Consider the following 17,000-nt stretch of genomic DNA (forward strand, 5'->3'; position numbering starts at 1 on the left):
TTATTTATAGTTGATGTTTATTTTCTTTGAACTTACTCTGGAGTGAAGCTTCACCATGACATTTGGTGAGACTCTTGAAGTGGTGCTTATTTGAGGATCATTAAAAGGCTTCAAGTCCACATTCAAAACTCCATGGCTGAGATAAATCTTTAAGATTTCGATATCATTCGTGTTCTTAAGTTCCGGTTTAAAGATAAGGTAGGATTCACCGTCTGAAATTGTTGGAATTGGTGCCATTCTTCCACCTTCATTTTTTTTATGGATGATCGCGTAGATTTCGTCCATTTTCTTTTGATCGCTGATAATTAAAAATTTCTCCTGAATTAAAGTAAACGGAAAATGGTTCATGTCTTCGAACTGAATTTCTTTGATAATGACCGGTTCTGGTTTATTTGTGGACCTATTTTCCGGTGCGGAATCACTTTCCTTTTTGGGTTCGGTCATTGTTTCAACATTGGTTATTTTGCTTTCAGAAATGGTGTTTTCTTTCCGGTTGACTTCAGTCTTCGGATCAGCGTTTAGTTCCACCGAAGTTGTGCCCAAATCTTCCTTATGCGTCTTTCCGCAGGTGATTAACATGGTGAATATCAAAACTAAAATAAATTTCATGTTTTTTCATTTGTGAGAGCCGATAAAAATACTGATTTTTTATTAGATCGCAATAATTTGGCTATAAACTTTTTAAATTCGCAAGAATTATCCATTTCTTAAAACAAAAAATCCGCTCAACTGCTTGAACGGATCTGTTTTCATTGATGAGTAAATTCTAGTGACCCAGAACTTCTTTCACTTTATTGGCCGCTTCTTCCAAAGTAATCGCGGAATGTACCGGCAAACCGGAATTATCGATCAATTGTTTTGCTTCCACCGCATTTGTTCCCTGAAGACGAACGATCAACGGAACCGGAAGTGAACCCATTGCTTTATAAGCATCCACAACACCTTGTGCCACTCTGTCGCAACGAACGATTCCGCCGAAAATATTGATCAGGATCGCTTTCACATTCGGATCTTTCAGAATAATTCCGAACGCTTTCTGAACTCTTTCCGCATCCGCAGTTCCACCCACATCTAGGAAGTTTGCAGGATTACCGCCTGAAAGTTTGATGATGTCCATTGTCGCCATCGCCAAACCTGCACCGTTTACCATACAGGCAACGTCACCGTCCAGTTTCACGAAGTTCAGACCTGCTTCACCCGCTTCCACGTCAGTTGGATCCTCTTCTCTGGTATCTCTCAGCGCAGCCAAATCTTTGTGGCGGAACAATGCGTTGTCGTCCAAAGTAACTTTTGCGTCAACCGCGATAATTTTATTGTCAGAAGTTTTCAATACCGGATTGATTTCAAATAGTGAAGCATCAATTCCAACGTACGCATTATAAAGACTGGTGATGAATTTCGTAAAATCCTTGAAAGCGTCTCCGCTCAAACCCAGGTTGAAAGCGATTTTTCTCGCCTGGAAACCTTGAAGACCCACGGCAGGATCAATTACTTCATTATGAATCAAATGCGGCGTCACTTCTGCAACATGTTCGATGTCCATTCCCCCTTCAGTAGAATAAACGATCATGTTTTTGCCTTTTGCTCTATCCAAAAGGATGGAAACGTAAAACTCTTTAGTTTCTGTTTCTCCCGGATAATATACATCTTCAGCAACCAGCACCGAGTTTACTTTTTTACCTTCGGCAGAAGTTTGTGGAGTTACCAACTGCATTCCGATGATGTTTTGCGCATTCTCTTTCAGCTTGTCCATGTTTGGTGAAAACTTCACACCGCCCCCTTTTCCGCGACCACCTGCATGAACTTGGGCTTTCACGACCCAGCCTTCGTTTCCGGTCATCTCTTTTAATTTGTTGGCAGCGTCCACTGCTTCATCCACGTTGTTTGCAACGAAACCGCGCTGAATATTAACGCCATACTTTGCTAAAATCTCTTTTGACTGATACTCGTGAAGATTCATAATATTTTTGTTAGATTTTTTTAAGATTGACAAATTTACGAAAAAGTGGGAAGATGGAAGCGGGAAGATGGAAGTTTTTTCGTGAATCGTTCCCTAGTCCTTGAAGAACTCCAAATCACTTTAGACTGGAACTATTCCGCAACCTCCCTTCTCTTTTCATAAAAAGTCATCGCAATTCCCGACAGGATAACAATTCCGCCAATAATTTGGCGGGCAACAATTTTCTCATCCACAAAAACCACCGCCAAAAGTGCCGCAAAGACTACCTGGCTCAACAAAACCAGTGAAACCCGGGTCGCACGCATCCTTTTCGTGGCATAAGAGATGAGCAGCCACGCAATCAATTGGCATACAATTCCTTGAATCAATAATGATACCCACGCCTTTTGGGTAAAGCCAAAAAACTTTTCCCCGAAAACAAGACAAATAAGAAATAGAAAAACCGTACTGAACGCCATGCTTATCGACAAAAATGTAATCACATCCATTTTCTGCAAGGTGCTTTTGCTGACCAAGATATAGAGGGCATAAAAAATTCCGGACAGAATCCCCAAAAAGAAGGCGAAATCAAAATTAAGTCGAAGAACCGTTTCAGCGCCTACGAAAATGACCATCCCAACCAATGCGAAGATTGTACCCAACCAAAACGAAGTTTTCGGGCGGAATTTCAATAAGGCAAGAGAAATCACACCCACCCAAATCGGCGAAAGGTTGGTGAGCAAAGTTGCCTGTGTTGCGGAAGAATTCTGGATGGAAACATTCCATACGGCAATGTCGGATGCGAACAAAATTCCGCAAATCATCAAACCGACGAGTTCCCTTTTGTCTTTTATTTTAATCTTTCCACCAAAAAATGCAACCGGCAGAACGATTGCCGTTGCAATCGCCATTCGGTAAAATGCGGAAATCAGCCCGGAAGTAAGGTTCATCCGCACCATTACAGGAAAAATGGAAATGCACAGAATTCCGAGAAAAAGAGCGATCCTTGCTTTATTCATGATTAATATTTCCTTCCAACATCCCTACAGATTTCCAATAAATCTTCCGGCATTTTAGAAAAGTAATTCTGTTCGAAATACTCGTCGGAATGGGGAATAAAGATGCTGTATTTTTTTCCCAAAGGAATCAGCGGAATGAAAAACAACTCGAAATACGTTCGGTAAATTGTAATAATCGCATTCACCTCAGAACCGTTTCTGTAGATTTTGCGGGATTCTTTGCCGATGGGTTTTCTGTTGATGCCGAAGATGAAAAACATGGAAAGTACGAAGGGTGAAATTAGAATTTGGTTTTTGCAAAATAGAAAATCAGCATTCCCCAGGAAATAATCATCAGCAAACCGCCGATCGGCGTAATGGGTCCCAGAAATTTCAGGTTCATATTCCATGCTTCGCTCATGCTCAGGAAATAGATGCTCACCGAAAAAAGGAATGTGCCCGCAATCATTAAAATAGCAATCCATTTTTCTGAAGACGTTTCAAATTTTAAAATGTAGCCAACCATTAACAAAAATAAAGCCGCGTACATTTGGTAGCGTACTCCGGTTTCGAAACTCTGCAGTTTTTCGACCGAGATGATTTTCTTTAAAGCATGCGCTCCGAAAGCTCCCAATACCACGGAAATCAATCCGTAAACAGCGCCGAAGATGAGTGTAAGGTTTTTCATTTTTTCTTTAAATTTTGATTTTAAAATAAACCTGAATATATCTTATTTCGTAATTCACACCTTTCTGCCGAAAGGGAGGATTCAAATTTCACCTTTTGAATACATGATAACAAGTTTCCCCAAAATACTTACGACTCCCAGGATGATTAGCATCCAGGCAAATTTTTTTGAACTGGCGAATCCGGGATTCTTGGTGGTTTTTAGAAAAATTCCGAACCCAAAGATGGCAATGGCGAGGATAATTCCGAACATGAATATAAATTTGGTGTTTAAAGTTTATTTCCCCCGCAATTTGTTAAACTCATGAATCACCTCGTGGTGCGTCACTGTTTTGTCCTTGAAATAATTCACGAAATATTGTTTTTCTTCCTCTGTCGCGCCAAGTTGGTTCAAAATATTCAGCAAGTGCATTTTCATGTGCCCTTTCTGAATTCCGGTTGTAGTCAGTGAACGGAGTGCCGCAAAATTCTGCGCCAATCCCGAAACCGCCAAAATACTCATCAATTCCTGTGCGGAAGGTTTACCGAGCAAAGCTAAAGAGAATTTCACCAGTGGATGGAGATTGGTCAATCCGCCTACAACTCCCACAGAGATCGGCAAATCAATCCAGAATCTGAAAATTCCGTTGTCAATCGTGCAATGGGTCAAACTGGAATATCTTCCGTCTTTTGCGGCATACGCATGTGCACACGCTTCCGTGGCACGGAAATCATTGCCTGTGGCGATGACCACGGCATCCACTCCGTTCATAATTCCCTTGTTGTGCGTGGTTGCACGAAACGGTTCAATTTCGGCAATCGTCACGGCCCGCTTGAATTTGGTGGCAAACTCCTCGTTGGAAATTCCGCTGTCGTCATTCAGTTCGTCAATTTTGCAGGAAACTTCGGCCCGCACAATGCAGTCTGGCGTGTAATTTGAGAGGATGTTCATCACGATTTGTAGCGAATCCTTTTCTTCCTGGGTGAAATCCGCTTCTTTTTCAACCTCTTCTTTTAAGGTTTTTCCGAACTGTTCCAGACAAGAGTTGATGAAATTTGCGCCCATGGAATCCACCGTGTCGAAACTCGCCTTAAGTTGATAGTAGTCCGCCATATCCGCGGTTTTGTCGAGCAAACGGATGTTGAGAATTCCGCCGCCACGATTTCTCATGTTTTTGGTAATGTCTTCGGTAGCTTCAAAAAGCTTTTGTTTCAATTTAAAATTGAAAAAATGCAGCAGTTTGTGGGGTTCAACTTTAAAAATAAAATGGGTGTGTCCCAATTTTTTGGTATTGATGATGGTTGTTTTAAAGCCACCTCTCGTCAACCAAAATTTTGCGGACTTGGAAGCTGCTGCTACCACGGAGCTTTCTTCCACCGCCATTGGCAAAGCGAAGAGTTTCCCATCAATCAGAAAATTCGGGGCGATTCCATACGGCATGTAAAAATTGGAAATCGTATTCTCTGAGAATTCTTCATGCAGTTTCTGAAGGGTTGCATCTTCATTCCAATATTGTTGTAAAATCTGTTCGTAGCTTCGGTCTTCATTCAGATATTCCTTGATGAGCCAGTCGATTTTTCTTTGCTTGCTCAGTTTTGAAAATCCTTCAACGGGACTGTGATTCATGTTGAAAATTTTAGAAAGGTAAAGGTAGGGAAAAACTGGGAAGATGGGGGATGGAATGATAAATAAAAAACCGAAACATTTAAAACTAAAGATTTCGGTTTACTATCGTTTTGGAATTTGAACTAACCTTCTAACTGGCTTCCCAGGTATTCCCATTCCTGTAAAGCAAGATCCAACTCCTCTTTTTTGGAATTGTATTTTTCCAAAGTTTCTTCAGATGGATTTTCTTTGGTAAAACTTTCCTCCAAATTTTCGATTTCAGATTCCAAATTTGAAATCTTTTCTTCCACTTTTTTGATCTTGTTTTGAATGTTTTTTTGTTCTTTGCTCTGGAATTGGTTTGGGCTGGATTTGATCTCCTCTCTTATGATCGGTTTCTCTTCAACTGAAGGAACTTCATTCCTCATTTCAGAAAGTTTTGATTTCTCTGCCGAGATTTCACGGATGCTTTCTTTTTGTCTGAATTCAAGGTATTCGTTGATGTCACCTAAAAATTCCTTCATCCTTCCATCCCGGAACTCGAAAATTTTGTCGCATAATCCCTGCAAAAATTCCCGGTCGTGGGAAATCACGATTAAGGTCCCTTCAAATTTTTGCAGAGCCAGTTTGATGATTTCTTTCGACTGAATATCCAAGTGGTTGGTGGGTTCGTCCATAATCAGCGTGTTGAAAGGACGCAACAAAAGTTTACACAAAGCCAGTCGGTTTCTTTCACCCCCGGAAAGCACCCGGGTTTTTTTGGAAACATCATCGCCTTGAAAAAGGAAGCTTCCCAACAAGTCGCGGACTCTGGGTCTGGTTTCCTCGGTGGCTGCATCTTCGGCTTCTTCCAAAACGGTTTTGTTCGGTGAGAGTACTTCTTCCTGATTTTGGGCGAAATACCCGATGTTCACGTTGTGCCCGAGATTCCATTCGCCGGAATAATCTTTGATTTCGCCCGCTAGAATTTTGGCTAAAGTGGTTTTTCCCTGACCGTTTTGTCCAAGCAAAGCGATTCTGGCTCCACGTTCCACAAAGAAATCCACCTTATCGAAAACCTGTTTGTTTCCGTAGGCTTTCCCAAGGTTTTTCGCCTCGAAAATGACTTTTCCCGGAACGATGGACTGCACGAAACGGATATTGAATTTGGAGACATCATCGTTATCAATTTCAATTCTTTCGATTTTTTCCAGTTTTTTAATTAGGGATTGAGCAAAAGACGCTTTTGTCGCAGACGCACGGAACCGGTTGATGTTGTCTTCCATCTGCTTGATTTCTACATCCTGATTTTTCTTCGCCTGAGTGAGTTTTTCTTTTCTTTCTTTGCTTAATTCAAGATATTTGGAATAGTTGGCTTTGTAATCGTCGATTTTTTTATTGTTGATGTCGAAAGTTCTGTTGCAAACGGAGGTCATGAACTGCTTGTCGTGGCTCACCAAAACGATGGAGCCGGGATAATCTTTCAGGAAGTCTTCGAGCCAGATGATGGATTCCATATCCAGGTGGTTTGTAGGTTCATCCAGCAGCATCAAATCGTTTTTCTGCAAAAGAAGTTTGGCCAGTTCAATCCGCATTCTCCAACCACCCGAGAATTCGTCGGTAATTTTGTGGAAATCATCTGCCTTAAAACCTAAGCCTAAAAGCACCTTTTCCACATCGCCTTCCAAATTATAGGCGTCATGGTGCATCAACAGATCGTTTAATTCTGTCATTCGGTGGATCAGATTCTCGTAGGCACTGCTTTCGTAGTCGGTTCTGGTTGCCAACTGGTGGTTGACTTCGTCCAGCTCGTGCTTCATTGCATTGATTTGTTCAAATGCCTGCAAAGTCTCGTTCCAAACCGTTCTTCCTTTCACGAAATCTAGATCCTGTTTCAAAAAGCCAATGGTGATATTTCCTTCTGGAACAATGCTTCCTTCGAAGAAATTGATTTCGCCCGAAAGCATTTTCAGAAGAGTGGATTTTCCGGCTCCGTTTTTCCCGACTAAACCGATTTTATCATCTTTTTTAATGGTGAAGTTAACATTTTGGAAAAGATAATTTCCGGAGTGATGAAGACCTAAACCTTGAACTGAGATCATGAATAATTATTAATGAAAGGTGATTGAATTTCGACGTGCAAAAGTACGGAAAGTATTTTGAAGCACATTTGTAAAAAAAAACCTACCGAATAAATTCGGTAGATTCTAAAAACACAAATGATGAAAAAAAATTTATTCTTTGGCTATAGAAAGCCTTTGAACGAAGCAAAGATTGGACATTTTTTTGAGACTACAAAATTTTTTTAAACATATTTCGAGATTAAATCTAAATATCCATGTAAGTGTCAGATTGACAATGTGCGCAATCGTTGAAATTCAATTTGATTGGCTAAACACCACCACTGGGTTGCCTTACTGTTCGTTTTAAAAAGAGAAATAACCAATAAACTTGAAAAAAAATGCTGAATAATTAAATTAATAAGGCGATTCTTTGAGAAGGGTTCAGTTTTTTAGGGCTAATGTATCGGAAAATTGTTTATATTTGGAAAGTCTGTGTTGATTTGACAATAATGATTTTGATAATTTGAAGTTTTGGGGTCAATGGAGATGCTTCCTAATCTGTGTTTGTATTGTGGCTTTTTTTTTGTGGATAGCAAGCATTATTACGCTCTTTGGACAATTTATCTGGCTTAACAGTTTACAAATTATATTAACCAAATCTATTTGATTATGAAGAAATCAGTACTTTTTTCATTCCTTGTCTTGTTAGGTATAGGAATGACGGCGGAAACTGCGGCGCAGCAGGTAAAGTCGAAAACGGTCCGTGCGAATCAGACCTTAAATGTGGTAACCGCAAACCGCGACAATTCTAATTTCTCCCAAACCGAGCTCGTGGAGAAAAGAGCTCAAAATGTAAAGCATTTCCGAAATGCCGATGGAACTTTCACCGCCCAGATTGGCGGGAATTATCATTACAAAGATTCCAACGGAAAATGGCAGGACATTAACCTGAATATCCAGGCAAATGCTAATGGCTTCAGCAATTTGACCAACGAGGTCAAAAGTTTTTTCCCGAAAAACGCCGGATCAACCTCTGGGGTAAAAATGCAGCTTCCGAACGGTGATCAGTTTGTGTGGTGGAAAAACCAGCAAATCAAGATGGGAGATCAGATTTATAAACCAACCGCCGCAAATGGGACGGCTAAGAATGAGAAACTGACTTATAGCCATCTTTATAATAAGATCTCTGAAGAGTTTGTGATTTTGGAGAACGGAATGGAGAACAATATTATCCTCCATTCAAAGACTCCAGAAATGGCGGCGCTTTCTGCGAATTCGGCAATGGAGTTTAGTCATTTCATCCCTCTTCAAGATAATTGGAAGGTAATGAACGCTGAAGGGCAACAAATGGCTTCTGATTTTTCCAGCTCCAATTTCTCAATTCAGTTATCCGATTCAAACAGCAACATTTACTTTGGGAAAACCATCGTATTTGATCATGCAATTTCAAGGGATGAAGCTATGAAACTTCACTTTCCGGCCGAGAAATTGACCCCAACTGAAAAAACAGACCTTGACCAGCACGCTTTAATGATTTCCTATCAAATTAAGTTTGTAAACGGCGGCATGCAAGTAACCACGGCTCTTCCTGCAACATGGTTGAAGGCAAATTACCGTAGTTTTCCGATCACGATAGATCCTGAAGTTACCATCACGCCGAGTGCTGCAACAGGTTCATTTTATGGGCCGCTGACTCATTGGTATGGTTATCAGCGCCATGCAAATGTTTATCTGCAATCTGAAATCGGTGTGTACGGGACAATTACAGATATCGAATACAATTCCACAAACGCGGGAACAGCAGGAAGCAGACCTACCAAAGTTTACATGAAGACCACGCCTGGCTCAGTATTGGCAGCAGGTGCTTGGAATTCCGCAGCTTACACTGGAGGAGCTACGCTTTGTTTAGATGGAAACACTGATCAGGGAAATACACCTGGTTGGAAAAAACTCACTTTGACTACTCCTTTCAATTATAACCAAGATAATTTGGTAGTTATGGTTTATGATGCATGGGGCGGTTCGGGAGCTACGAAATATTATAATCAGTCAAATGCGACAGCTTATGCGAATAGACAGGCTTTTAAAAGGTCAGATACTACCGATCCGGGAGACGCTTCTGCTTTGGCGCTGGAAAGCCGGGTTTCAGAAATCAGAATTACCTATATTCCTACTACGGCATGTACAACTTTGCCTTCATCGATTTCGGCAACCAGTAGTGCTACAGCGGTATGTCCAAACGCTTCATTCACCCTCACTGCAAGCGGACTTCCAATAGAGTCTGGTTTAAGTGTGCAATGGCAGCAATCTGTAAACGGAGGAACCACCTGGACCGATTTGGGAACCCCGCAAACTGGCGCAAATTACACCGTTACTGCCGGAATTACAGCAAATACTCAGTTTAGAGCTGTGGTAACCTGTGTTCCAAGTAGTGCGCAAGTGACCTCATCGGAAGTGATTGTAACTGTAAAACCTATTGCACAGTGCTATTGTACCAATGCAATTCCATTCCAGTGTAATGATGGGGATTTGATTACCAATGTGACCATCGGCACAATCAACAATAATTCCGGTTGCAGTACTGCTACTGGTGGATATTCAGATTATACCACAAGTGGACCAACTACCGATCTGATGAAAGGAGCTACCGTTCCAATTTCAGTAACTGTGGGACCTTCGGGAGATGGATGGCTTTATGAATCTGTTGGTGCATGGATAGACTATAATCAAAATGGAGTGTTTGAAGAATCTGAACTTACCGTAATCGGAACCGGGCTGAATCAGGCGATTAATGGAAATATTAACATTCCTACAACTGCGCTTTTGGGCCCAACAAGAATGAGAGTGATGGTTTTGGCGTCGCAAAATCCGGTTAGCCAAGCTTATGCTTGTGGACCAATTGCCACCAACAATCCTTTTGGAGAAATGGAGGACTACACTGTAAATATTGTTTCCACAATGGCAACAAATGAAGCAAGTGGTATGAAAGCGGTTCAGATTTATCCAAACCCTGCAAATACTGAATTGTCTGTAGATCTGGCCAACCAGAATAATGGTTCTTTGGAAATATTTACCACAGATGGCAGATTGGTGACCGGCTACGATCTTACTGCCAAAGTAAACAAGCTGAATGTTTCTAAACTTGCACCTGGAATGTACATGGTGAAAATTACTTCTCCTGATGGAGTAGTCACCAAAAAATTAGTGAAAAAATAACATTCAATAAATAAACTAAAAAAAGCGGTCGGAAATTTCCGGCCGCTTTTGTTATTATAAGTTATTATTTATTCCGTGGGTCTGAAAACCAAACCGCTCTCGTCAAAATAATCCAGGATGATGCGGTCGCCATCGTTCACTTTTCCTGCCAGGATTTCTTTTGAAAGTTTGTTCAAAACTTCCTGCTGCAATACTCTCTTCAGCGGTCTCGCTCCGAAACTTGGATCATAGCCTTTCTCTGTGATATAATCAATGGCATCTTCTGTCGCCGTCATATAGATTCCACGCTTCTCGAGCATTTTATTAAAGCTGTTCAGCTGGTAATGCACAATCTTGCCAATTTCTTTTTTGTTTAAAGGCTGGAATAAAACGGTTTCGTCAATCCTGTTCACGAATTCCGGACGCAAAGTCTGTTTCAGCAATCCGAATACCTCTTCTTTTGTCTTTTCAATGACGTTTGCGGGAACATTGTCATCCTTATCACGAGCGGCCTCATCAAAATTTTCCTGGATTAAGAGAGAGCCAAGGTTGGAAGTCATGATAATGATGGAATTTTTGAAATTCACCACCCTGCCTTTATTGTCGGTAAGTCTTCCGTCGTCCAAAACTTGTAATAAAGTGTTGAAAACATCTGGATGAGCTTTTTCAATTTCATCTAAAAGCACCACTGAATATGGTCTTCTTCTCACGGCTTCGGTCAGTTGACCGCCTTCTTCATAGCCAATATATCCCGGAGGAGCGCCCACCAATCGCGAAACGGAATGTCTTTCTTGGTATTCGCTCATGTCGATTCGGGTCATGTTGTTCTCGTCATCGAACAAAAATTCTGCAAGCGCTTTCGCCAACTCGGTTTTTCCTACGCCGGTGGTACCCAAGAAAAGGAAGCTTCCGATCGGTCTCTTTTCGTCATTCAAACCAGCCCTGTTTCTTCGGATCGCATCTGCCACCGAAGTGATTGCCTCGTCTTGTCCCACGACTCTTTTGTGGAGTTCGTCTTCCAGATGCAGGAGTTTTTCTCTTTCGCTCTGGATGAGTTTGGTGACTGGGATTCCGGTCCATTTTGAAATGACTTCTGAAATATTTTCCGCGGTGACCTCTTCTTTGATGAGTTCATTTTGGTGGTTCTGCATTTCCAGTTCCAGTTTTTCCAGATCGGCTTCTTTTTCTTTGATTTTTCCGTACTGTATTTCGGCTACTTTTGCATAATCGCCTGCTCGTGAAGCCCTTTCTGCTTCCAGTTTTAAGGCTTCAATATCTTTTTTAATAGCCGTTAAGTCTTCGGATTTTTGTTTTTCTTTAAGCCATTTTGCGTTAATTTCATTCCTTTGCTCGGAAACCTTCGCGATGTCTTCTTTCAAGTGCTGCACTTTCAAGTCATTTCCTTCCCTAGAAATGGCGGCCAACTCAATCTCCATCTGCATCAGTTTTCGGTCCAGAACATCCAGTTCTTCAGGTTTCGAGTTGATTTCCATTCTCAATTTTGCAGACGCTTCATCGATTAAGTCGATGGCTTTGTCTGGGAGAAATCGGTCCGAAATATATCTTTGAGACATTTCCACGGCGGCAATAATCGCCTCATCTTTGATCCTGACTTTGTGGTGAGATTCATACTTATCTTTAATTCCACGAAGGATAGAAATCGCACTTTCCATATCGGGTTCTTCCACCATCACTTTTTGGAACCGTCTTTCCAGCGCTTTGTCTTTTTCGAAATATTTTTGATATTCGTTTAAAGTTGTGGCTCCAATTGCTCGGAGTTCACCTCTTGCCAAAGCGGGTTTCAAGATGTTTGCCGCGTCCATAGCACCTTCGCCGCCGCCTGCACCCACCAATGTGTGGATCTCATCGATGAAAAGGATGATCTGGCCGTCTGATTTGATGACCTCGTTGATCACTGATTTTAATCGTTCTTCGAATTCGCCTTTGTATTTTGCTCCGGCAATCAATGCTCCCATGTCGAGTGAATACAAGGTTTTGTCCATCAGGTTTTCTGGGATGTCGCCGGAAATAATTCGGTGTGCGATTCCCTCTGCGATTGCGGTTTTGCCGACTCCCGGTTCACCAATCAGAATCGGGTTGTTTTTGGTTCGTCTGGAAAGAATCTGCAGCACTCTTCGGATTTCTTCATCGCGGCCGATGACCGGATCCAGTTTTCCTTCAGCAGCGAGTTCGTTGAAGTTTTTTGCATATTTGTTAAGGCTTTGGTAAGTTTCTTCGGAACTTGCGGAAGTTGCTTTCGAGCCTTTTCTCAGTTCTTTGATGGCGGTTTCCAATCCTTTTTTGGTGACTCCCATATTTTTCAGCATTTGGGAGACTTCCGAGTTCACCTCAAAAAGAGATAACCAAAGATGTTCGATGGTCACAAATTCATCGCCCATTTTTTTGGCGATATTTGGTGCGTCAAGCAGCACTTTGTTGGCGGATTGCGACAAATAAATATTGCCGCCTTCTACTTTTGGGAGTTTATCCAGGCTTTCCCGGTTTCGTTCTCTTATCAGATTTACCTCTGCTTCTGATTTTTTCATCAGAAATTCCGAAATACTGTCATCTGCCTGAAAAATGCCTTCAAGCAAATGCTGTGGTTCAATACTTTGGTTGCCGAATTCCATTGCGATTTGCTGCGCTTTTTGAATGGCTTCCTGCGATTTTACGGTGAATTGGTTTAAGTTCATATATGTTGTGGTAATTTTTTAGTTTAGAAAAAAACAATAAGAACCCACACAAATTTACAGATGAATTCTTAATGTTCCTATCAATCATTTCTTAATTCTGAAAACATTAACACAAAGATTATTCTATTTCGGATTTGAGGTTGAATCCGGTCAAAATTTCCGATTTAGTAAATATTTCATAGATTTCACAAGACAAAATTTCCGAAAACATGCTTTGAAGCAGTTGTTTGAAAACAAGGATTTTCTGTAACCTAAAAAAATATTATCTTTGTTAACAATCATTTTAAGATTGACTGACCAAAAACAACATGCATCATTTTTATCCATTAAAAGCTATCAAAGTTCGGAAAGAAACGAACGATTCTATCAATATTGCGTTTGAAATCCCACCAAACCTCAAAAATGAATTTTCATTCAAACAGGGGCAATATTTAAATTTAAGATTTGTCTTTGGTGATGAGGATTTACGAAGATCCTATTCGATCGTCAATGCTCCAACGGAGGGAAACGCTGAACTGGAAATTCTGGTAAAACACCTGGATGGTGGAAAAGTTTCTACCTACCTGAATAATGAGCTGAAAGCAGGAGACTTCATTGAAGTAATGGCGCCAATGGGACATTTCTATACGAACTACCATCCGTCCAACGAGAAAACTTATGTGGGACTTGCTGCAGGAAGCGGGATTTCGCCGGTGCTTTCCAACTTGAAGGAAGCGCTTTATCTGGAACCCAAAAGCAAGGCGTATCTTTTCTTCAGCAATAAGAGTTTTGACCAAATTATTTTCAGAAAGGAAATCGATGAACTTGCTGAAAAGTTTAATGGAAGACTGAAAGTGGTTTACATCTTGTCCCGCGAAAAACACTTTGAAGACGAACTTTTCGAAGGCAGAATCACCGCCGGGAAACTGGAGCTTTTATTTGCGAGGTTTGAAGAAATTCCGATCCAGGGCGCCACGTATTTTATCTGTGGTCCCACGGAAATGATCAAAGGTATTTCGGATTACCTGAAAAACGACAAGAAAGTGCCGTCACTTCAGATTATGTATGAATATTACGCCGCTCCGGATGATGAAGAAAATGCCGAAATGAGTGACGAGTTCAAAGCGATACCGAACCTGGAAAGTATGGTGACGGTTATTATAGACGATGATGAGTACTCGTTTCATTTGAATTCAAAGAAAAACAGTATCTTAGACCAAGCGATCAAAGAAAAACTCCCTGTTCCGTTTGCTTGCAAAGGTGGCGTTTGCTGCACCTGCAAAGCGCAAGTGCTGGAAGGTGAGGTTTTCATGGAGAAGAATTTTGCGCTCACCGATGATGAGGTTGCAAAAGGATATGTACTTACCTGTCAGTGTCACCCGACTACAAATGTGGTGATGCTGAATTACGACGTTTAACCGGGAAACCTATTTTGCCTGTTTGACATTTTTGGTTTTCTTAAATAAGGTATTATGAAATTACGTTTAAAGAAAATAAAACTAAAAGCAACGCAACCTATGGCGAATTGGAAATTTGCCTCGCTCATCGAGGAAGACAAAGAATACCGGCTGGAAGGATTGAATATCTGGAACCACTACTGGCATTGCAGTGACCGCAAAATTGAAGTTCGCGATCCGTTTGAAGGACATGTTTATTTTTTTAATGAATACGAAATCCAAACTCCGGAGAAAAAAGTGAATTTCGTGGCAGGTGAGTTCAGCAATGGACAAATCGGGATTTATACAAAAGACGAATTAAGCGATCAGAAGCTATAAAATCTAAAAAATATAGAAACAACCCTCGATAAGATGGAACATTTAGAAAAGTTTATTGAATACGTACAGGCTGAAAACAAAGTCGAGCCGAAAGACATGATGCCCGATGATTACCGAAAATTATTGGTCCGTCAGATTTCTCAGCATGCCCATTCCGAAGTGGTTGGAATGCTTCCGGAAGCGAACTGGATTTCCAGAGCGCCCTCTTTGAGGAGAAAAATGGCACTTTTGGCAAAAATCCAGGATGAAGCAGGACATGGACTTTATCTTTATGCCGCCACCGAAACATTGGGGAATGGTGAAATCACCGCAGATCGGGATTCCACCTATAACGATATGCTTTCCGGAAAGGCAAAATACTCCAGCATTTTCAATTATCCCGCACTTTCCTGGGCGGATATCGGTGCGATCGGTTGGTTGGTTGATGGAGCTGCGATCATGAATCAGGTCATGTTGATGGGAAATTCTTACGGTCCTTATTCCAGAGCCATGGTGAGGATTTGCAAGGAGGAATCTTTCCATCAAAGACAAGGATATGAAATTCTGATGACGCTTTGCAGAGGAACCAAAGAACAGAAAGATTTGGCGCAGGAAGCTTTGAATCGTTTTTGGTGGCCGGCTTTGATGATGTTTGGACCCAATGACGACCACTCCCCAAATTCCCAAAAATCCATGAACTATCGGGTAAAAAGGGAAAGCAATGATTCATTAAGGCAAAGATTTGTAGATGTGACCGTTCCGCAGGCTGAATTTCTCGGCTTGAAAATTCCAGATGAACAATTAAAATGGAATGAGGAGCGAGGGCACTATGATTTTGGAGATTTGCCTTGGGACGAATTCATGGAAGTACTAAAAGGAAATGGTCCCTGCAATAAAAAACGTTTGGAAACAAAACGGAAAGCGCAGGAAGAACATTCGTGGGTGAAAGAAGCGGCGATAGCGTTTGCGAAAGCAAATGATAATTAAGAAAGAATGTTTAATAATTAGTAACTTTCGCAAATCCTTGAACTTAGAACTCGCAACTTGTAACTTGAATCCCTTATGATTTGGAACGGCCGCAATGACGGAACAGACATCCTGGCTCAAAGGATTTTCCAGAAAGTTTCTTTGGAAAGCAATTATCATGCGATCTCACCGAAAGATTTCGTTTTGCATGGATTTGCCGTCGATGAAGGCGTGCGAAGGAATAAAGGGAGGGTAGGTGCAAAAGATGCTCCGGATATCATCCGAAAAAACATGTCCAATTTTCCGGTTACGAATCCGGAATTTGTTTTAAAAGATTTTGGAAACGTTTACTGTGAAGACGGCGATCTGGAAAAATCACAAAACGAATTGGCTGAAAAAGTGGGCGAGGTTTTAGCCCAAAATGCAAAATCTATCGTTTTGGGAGGTGGTCACGAAGTTACCTTTGCACACTATTCTGGAATTCGAAAAGCATTTCCAGATAAAAAGATCGGAATCATCAATATAGATGCGCATTTTGACAACCGCGAACCGGAAAACGGTTTGGGAAGTTCCGGGACCGGATTTTGGCAGATCGCTCAGGAACAAGAAATCCACTCGCTCCATATTGGGATTCAGAGGAACTCCAATACGCTGAAGCTATTTGATACCGCGCACCAGTTCGGGATGAAATATATATTAGCAGACGAACTTTTTTTCGACCGGCTTCCTTATGTATATGAACACATCGATTTGCTTTCGGAAAAAGTGGACGTGCTTTACCTGACCATTTGCATGGATGTGCTCAATGCCGCTATTTCGCCGGGGGTCTCTGCACTGGCTTACAACGGGATTTTTGCCGATTCCACTTTTATGCATTTCTACAAACATATCTTGAAGTCCCAGAAATTGGTGGCGATGGATGTGGCAGAAGTAAATCCCACTTTTGACATTCAGGAAAGGACCGCGAGATTGGCGGCTTCTTTGGTGAATGAATGGTTTTTGATGTAGGCTCAGAAAAGCCTATTTTTCCTCATATTTTTTTTCATTCAACTTGTATTTACCGTCCAGCACGCTGTTTTTGGATAAATTCATCATTTCAATTTTGTGGATTTTTGCCCAATTATTTCCGTTTTATGTGATGAATAATAATTTTTTATCAAAA

Annotated in this window: 14 protein-coding genes; 5 read left to right on the forward strand and 9 right to left on the reverse strand. The window is 41.3% G+C overall.

Features of this window, described 5'->3' with window-relative positions; translation table 11 throughout:
* The 8 genes from ACM44_RS02265 to abc-f all read right to left on the reverse strand — a co-directional run bounded on the left by ACM44_RS02265 (window position 1) and on the right by abc-f (window position 7,290).
* A complete protein-coding gene (locus ACM44_RS02265) occupies window positions 1–609 on the reverse strand; it encodes a hypothetical protein (RefSeq protein ID WP_048498486.1) in 609 nt (202 codons plus the stop codon).
* 157 nt (window positions 610–766) lie between these two features.
* A complete protein-coding gene (gene sucC / locus ACM44_RS02270) occupies window positions 767–1,960 on the reverse strand; it encodes an ADP-forming succinate--CoA ligase subunit beta (RefSeq protein ID WP_048498487.1) in 1,194 nt (397 codons plus the stop codon).
* Between the two features lie 131 nt (window positions 1,961–2,091).
* Complete coding sequence (locus ACM44_RS02275; RefSeq protein ID WP_048498488.1) at window positions 2,092–2,961, reverse strand: DMT family transporter; 870 nt, start codon at window positions 2,959–2,961, stop codon at window positions 2,092–2,094.
* On the reverse strand, window positions 2,961–3,218 hold the full coding sequence (locus tag ACM44_RS02280; RefSeq protein WP_048498489.1) for a zinc ribbon domain-containing protein: 258 nt from the start codon (window positions 3,216–3,218) through the stop codon (window positions 2,961–2,963). Before ACM44_RS02280 ends, ACM44_RS02275 begins: the two co-directional genes overlap by 1 nt.
* Window positions 3,219–3,238: 20 nt before the next feature.
* On the reverse strand, window positions 3,239–3,625 hold the full coding sequence (locus ACM44_RS02285) for a DUF423 domain-containing protein (RefSeq protein ID WP_048498490.1): 387 nt from the start codon (window positions 3,623–3,625) through the stop codon (window positions 3,239–3,241).
* A gap of 81 nt (window positions 3,626–3,706) precedes the next feature.
* Window positions 3,707–3,877 carry a hypothetical protein gene (locus tag ACM44_RS15455; RefSeq protein WP_168712016.1) on the reverse strand — a complete coding sequence of 57 codons (171 nt, stop codon included), beginning with the start codon at window positions 3,875–3,877 and terminating at the stop codon, window positions 3,707–3,709.
* Window positions 3,878–3,901: 24 nt separating this feature from the next.
* Window positions 3,902–5,239, reverse strand: coding sequence for a hydroxymethylglutaryl-CoA reductase, degradative (locus ACM44_RS02290; RefSeq protein ID WP_407637842.1), 1,338 nt, complete (start codon window positions 5,237–5,239; stop codon window positions 3,902–3,904).
* Between the two features lie 113 nt (window positions 5,240–5,352).
* Window positions 5,353–7,290, reverse strand: a complete 1,938-nt coding sequence (gene abc-f / locus ACM44_RS02295) for a ribosomal protection-like ABC-F family protein (protein ID WP_048498492.1) — start codon at window positions 7,288–7,290, stop codon at window positions 5,353–5,355.
* Between the two features lie 630 nt (window positions 7,291–7,920).
* On the opposite strand from abc-f, the gene ACM44_RS02300 reads away from it, so the two are divergent.
* Window positions 7,921–10,467: a T9SS type A sorting domain-containing protein gene (locus ACM44_RS02300; RefSeq protein WP_083993624.1), complete on the forward strand. Its 2,547-nt coding sequence runs from the start codon at window positions 7,921–7,923 to the stop codon at window positions 10,465–10,467.
* 68 nt (window positions 10,468–10,535) lie between these two features.
* Here the strand turns inward: ACM44_RS02300 and clpB are convergent, their stop codons facing one another.
* A complete protein-coding gene (gene clpB / locus ACM44_RS02305; RefSeq protein ID WP_048498494.1) occupies window positions 10,536–13,139 on the reverse strand; it encodes an ATP-dependent chaperone ClpB in 2,604 nt (867 codons plus the stop codon).
* Window positions 13,140–13,447: 308 nt separating this feature from the next.
* On the opposite strand from clpB, the gene ACM44_RS02310 reads away from it, so the two are divergent.
* The 4 genes from ACM44_RS02310 (at window position 13,448) to hutG (ending at window position 16,846) form a co-directional block, all read left to right on the forward strand.
* A complete protein-coding gene (locus ACM44_RS02310; protein WP_048498495.1) occupies window positions 13,448–14,536 on the forward strand; it encodes an FAD-binding oxidoreductase in 1,089 nt (362 codons plus the stop codon).
* A gap of 54 nt (window positions 14,537–14,590) precedes the next feature.
* On the forward strand, window positions 14,591–14,893 hold the full coding sequence (locus ACM44_RS02315; RefSeq protein ID WP_241477129.1) for a hypothetical protein: 303 nt from the start codon (window positions 14,591–14,593) through the stop codon (window positions 14,891–14,893).
* Between the two features lie 33 nt (window positions 14,894–14,926).
* The gene (gene paaA, locus ACM44_RS02320; protein WP_048498496.1) at window positions 14,927–15,859 is read left to right on the forward strand and encodes a 1,2-phenylacetyl-CoA epoxidase subunit PaaA; all 933 of its coding nucleotides are present in this window, start codon (window positions 14,927–14,929) and stop codon (window positions 15,857–15,859) included.
* Window positions 15,860–15,934: 75 nt separating this feature from the next.
* The gene (gene hutG / locus ACM44_RS02325) at window positions 15,935–16,846 is read left to right on the forward strand and encodes a formimidoylglutamase (RefSeq protein WP_048498497.1); all 912 of its coding nucleotides are present in this window, start codon (window positions 15,935–15,937) and stop codon (window positions 16,844–16,846) included.
* Window positions 16,847–17,000 lie beyond the last annotated feature (154 nt).

Origin of the sequence: Chryseobacterium koreense CCUG 49689 (assembly GCF_001045435.1) — a bacterium.
GTDB classification, from domain to species: domain Bacteria; phylum Bacteroidota; class Bacteroidia; order Flavobacteriales; family Weeksellaceae; genus Kaistella; species Kaistella koreensis.